This window comes from Lentzea sp. (genome assembly GCF_036380075.1).
In the GTDB taxonomy this organism is placed as follows: Bacteria; Actinomycetota; Actinomycetes; order Mycobacteriales; family Pseudonocardiaceae; genus Lentzea.
In genome coordinates this window covers 1-4,410 of record NZ_DASVFL010000283.1, presented here as the reverse complement: position 1 = coordinate 4,410, position 4,410 = coordinate 1, and the positions used below count along the sequence as shown (strand labels likewise).

Genomic DNA, 4,410 nt, shown 5'->3' with positions numbered 1-4,410 from the left:
GGCATCTGCGTCCGGATCCCGAGGCGGTGGCCGAGATCGTGGGCGCTTGGCGCGCGGGCACGCACATGCCGCCAGTCGGGTCGATCCAGTCCGCCGTGTCCCTGACACCGATACCGGACGGCTCATGGCCACGCAGCCGCGCCGCCCTGATCCGACAGGGGCTGGGTGGCGACGGGCGAGCAAGGCTTGCTGCTGTCTGGTCGACGGTGCCCGAAGCCACATCAGCCGATTTCGCCTTCGCGTCCGGCCGGTTCGAGGACGCGGTCAGGGGCTATCGAGCCGAGCTCCGGGCAGCTCCGGACCGGCCGGCGTCCCTGATCGGGCTGGGAATCGCGCTGGACGCGGCGGGACCTGGCCCTGCTTCGCGCGCCTTGCTGCATCGTCCGGAGTTGGTGCGGGCTGTGCACCGCGAGTTGCGATGCACAGCCGCTGAACCACCGGCTCTGGAGGACGTCGCGGCGTGGATCGGCCAGCTCGTCTTCGGTTGAGGTGGGGCTACATCAGCATCGGGTCGATGTCGCAGTCCGCGCGTGCGCCCTTGATAGCGGCGATGGTGCCGGGGTGAGCCTCGCCCAGAACCTTGCGGTACTTGCCCAGAACCGGGTCGCGGTAGGGCTCTGCTTCTTTCGTGCGCCCCAACGCCCGCAGGTCGAGACCGAGGTTGATGGCGGCGGCCAAGGTCGTGGGGTGGTCGGCGCCCAGCACTCGCTCCGCACGGCTGACAGCGTCCTCACCCAGTTCAACCGCCATCTCGACCTCGCCGGTGGCTGCCAGGTCGCTGGCGAGGTTGATGGTCGCGATGATCGCGTAGGGGTGGTTCGGGCCGATGCCTGACCTGTAGTGCTCAAGTGCGCGTTCGTCCAGTTGACGGGCCTCGGCAGCCTCACCTCGCAGGCGCAACGTGACAGCGAGGTCGACTGTCGCGGCGATGGTGTGCGGGTGATCGTCTCCCAGGCTGAGGCGGTACCGCTCGAATATCATCTCTCCCAGCTCCTTCGCCTTGGTGAGATCACCTGAATGGCGAAGGTCGATCGAGTGCGCCAGCGCGCAAGCCATGGTGGTGGGGTGGTCAGCGCTGTAGGCCACCGTCAGCTGGCTGTAGGCCGCTGTCGAAAGATCAAGTGCGCTGACGTGGTCGCCGTCCTTGCGCCTAGCGACCGACTGCAGGAACACCATGGTCTTGCTGTCGGCGTTCTCCTCCCCGAACCGCAACTCGAACAGCCTGGTGACGCTTTCCTGATCTATCCGAGCTCGTATGTACTCACCGGCTTCTCTCCGGTCCACCACGAGCGCGGCGCTGGAGTAGAGGGTCTTGGGGTGGTCGGGGCCCAGGACCTCGGTCCGCCGCTGCAGGGTGCTCTCGTCGAGTTCGGCTGCCGCCGCGTACTCCCCGGAGAGGCGAAGGCTCAGCGCGTGCTGGTACGCCGCGTTGAGGGTGTCGGGGTCGTCCTCGCCGAAGAGGCGCCTGGACTTGAGGTAGATCTCCTCGCTCAGCTTCGAAGCCTGGGCGAAGTCGCCCTTCGCGCGCTGGTCGATCACGATGTTCGTCTGGAGGGCCAGCGTTTCCTCACTGTCCTCACCGGACACCTGGATGCGGCGCTGGAGGGTGAGCTGGTTGATCCTGGCGGCTTCCTCGTACCGGCCGAGGCCCCACAGGTACAGGCCGAGACGCTGTGCGACGTCGAGGGTCTGCGGGTCGGTCGGGCCCAGCTTCCGCTCGAACTTGTCGTGGGCGTACTCGGCGAACTTGGCGGCTTCCTCGTGGTCGCCCCAGGCGAAGAGGTAGCGCATCAGGTTGATCGCCAGCTGGCGGACCCAGCCGTCCTCGCAGTCGACGATGTCGGCCGAGTAGGCGTGCGGCAGCAGTTCCCGGTAGCGCGCCCAGTGGCGGGCCGACTCGGGGTCGTTGGGGTCGCGGCCGGAAAGCAGTTGGTGCGCGCCGTGTTTCATCTGGGCTTGCAGCTGCGGCGCCATCACGCGGTTGCGCAGGACCAACTGGACCAGTCGGTGGAGCTGGATCGTGTTGTTGCCGTGGTCGATCTTCGCCAGGCCGTAGCGGTTGATGTCGCGGATCGCCTTGGACAGCTTGATGGGGTCGCGCAGCGCCTCGTCCAGTTCCGGGGAGATCGACACGCCGCGGCTGACGCCGGTGAACAGGTCGCGGGAGATGGGCTCCGGCGAGAAGAACGCGCAGATGTGCAGGATCTGGTGGGCCGCGGGGTTGCGGGTTTTCAGCTCGTCGAACGAGACGTTCCACGCCGCGGCGACCGAGACCTCGTAGGCCGGGGGCGCGGAGGTGTCGAGGATCTCCGCCACCGACTCGTCGAACAGGCGCAGGTACTCGGCCACCGGCATGCCGGTCATCGCTCGCCAGGCCGCCGCCTGTTCCACTGCCAGCGGGAGGTCTCCGAGCTTCTCGGCGAGCCGGTCCGCGTCGCCGGCGTCGATGTCGGGGCCTCGTTTGCCCAGCAGCTCGATGCTCTCCTCGCGCTCGAACACGGCGAGCTCCAGCGGCCTCGCCACGCCCGCCCAGTCGGGGTTGCGGGAGGTGATCAGCACTTCGCCTGGGCCGTTCGTGGGGATGAACGGCAGCACTTCCTCGGGGGCCTCGGCCGCGTCGAAGATGAGCAACCAGCGCCGGAACGGCCTGCCGACGCGCAGCGCCTCGCGGACCGCCGGTACCGCCGTGTTCGCCTCGGACGCTCCCGGAAGGCCCAGCTGCCTCGCCAGGTCGGTCAGGCTGGCGCGGATCTGGGTGACGCGAGCTGCTTCGATCCACCAGATCAGGTCGTAGTCCTGGGAATGGCGGTAGACGTACTCCGTCGCCATTTGGGTCTTGCCGATACCGCCCATACCGTGCAATGCGGAGGGAAGCACTGCGGTGGTGCCGCCCGCCGACAGGCGTTTGCCCAGTTGTTCGAGCAGTTCCCTCCTTCCGGTGAAGTTGGGATTTCTCGGAGGCACATTCCCCCACACGGGTGGGGGATCATCCTTCTGCCGCTTATGGAACGTGCGAGGGTTGGAAGAGATGTGATATGCAGGAGAGTCGGCGGGCGAGTCGGAAATGCTCACATCGGTGGGCCGAGCCGGTTGGGCGTCCGGTGTGGAGGTTGCAGAGGAATCGCTGGGACGCTCGGCCAATTCAGGCATGTCCTCGCTCGCAGTCCTGCTCAGGCTGCCCTTGATTGATTCAGAGGCCAGCAAAACGGAACGCCCGTGCGTCCCGACTTTGTGGAGTCGGTCCGCACGGGACAAGTATGGGCCGGACAAGGCTCTCATGATCGCGCGTTCCAGCTCTACGTCCCCCGGGTCGCTGGTGGGTTCGGGATCCGGAGTGCCATGCGGATCGGCTATGGCATCCCGAAGTCGCGCGAGAACGGGGAGGCGGTCCGAAAACGCGGCGGCGGCCGCCTGGACAACGCCGGCGGTCTCGGATCGTCGCGCTCCGCTCAGCAGCAGTTCGCGAACTGCTTGGGAGAAGGCAAAGGCCTTGGTGTCCCCGATGCCCTCGTCGTCCTCCGGTTCGGCCGGTCGCAACAGCCCGCTCAGGAGCAATTCGGCCAGGTGGTCGTTTCCTGCCTCCGGTACGAATTGGCGGCGAATCAATTGAGCGACGTCCAAGTGCGCGGGAACCGCCGCGAGGAGAGTGGCCAGCCGCAACGCCGGTGGGGACGCCTGGCTTCGGAACTGGCGGATCTGGTCCTGCGCCGGCGGGGAGACGGTGCTCGCCGGCACGACGTCGCGGGTGGCCAGCAGCACCGTGCCGGTGACCGGGCCGCGGCCCTCTCCGGTGATGAGACCGCTCCACCAGCGCAGCCACCTCGGGCGCATCTCGACCACGGGGATCGGCACGGTGCCGGGACCGGTCAGCGACTCCGGGTCGGGCTCGAGCCAGGCGTCGGGCAGGTCGAAGGACCACCGGCTGTTGGGCTTCATCGTGCCGTGCGAGTTCAGTTCCGCGCGGTGCGTTCGCACCCGGCCGCGTTCCCACAGCCACTGGGGGAGCAGGTGCACGACGGTGACCGGCATCGTGCGGCTCCACGTGGCCAGCAGCGGCAGCAGGACGTCCGGCCGCCAGGTGTCGCCCACGCCGTCGGTCAGCAGGAGGACGACACGGCGACCGGAGGCTTCCACGATCTCGGCGGGATCTCGCGGGGGTGTGTCCGGTGTGCCGCCTCGCAGCACCGGGTTCGCCGAGCCGTCGGGGTTCCGCACCACCTCCAGGAGGCGGATCTGGATCGTGCGGAAGGCTCCCAGCTGCTTGAGCATCTCGGTGAAGTCGTCGACCTGCGCCTGCCACAGCGTCATGAGCGGGCTGCGGTCGACGACGAGCGTGAGGTCGAGCCACTTCTCCGTCTGCGGCTTCGTCACCGGCCACCAGCGGCCGGTCTGCGCGACCTGGTCTGCGGT

The 4,410-nt window shown here is 68.0% G+C and carries 1 protein-coding gene and 1 pseudogene; one reads left to right on the top strand and one right to left on the bottom strand.

What is annotated here, in order from left to right:
• Nucleotides 1-488: pseudogene (locus tag VF330_RS30080) on the top strand (HEXXH motif domain-containing protein); the annotation flags it as partial.
• Nucleotides 489-495: 7 nt separating this feature from the next.
• Here the strand turns inward: VF330_RS30080 and fxsT are convergent.
• Nucleotides 496-4,410 (bottom strand): FxSxx-COOH system tetratricopeptide repeat protein (fxsT, locus tag VF330_RS30075; RefSeq protein WP_330855068.1); only part of this gene is annotated, 3,915 nt, incomplete at its 5' end.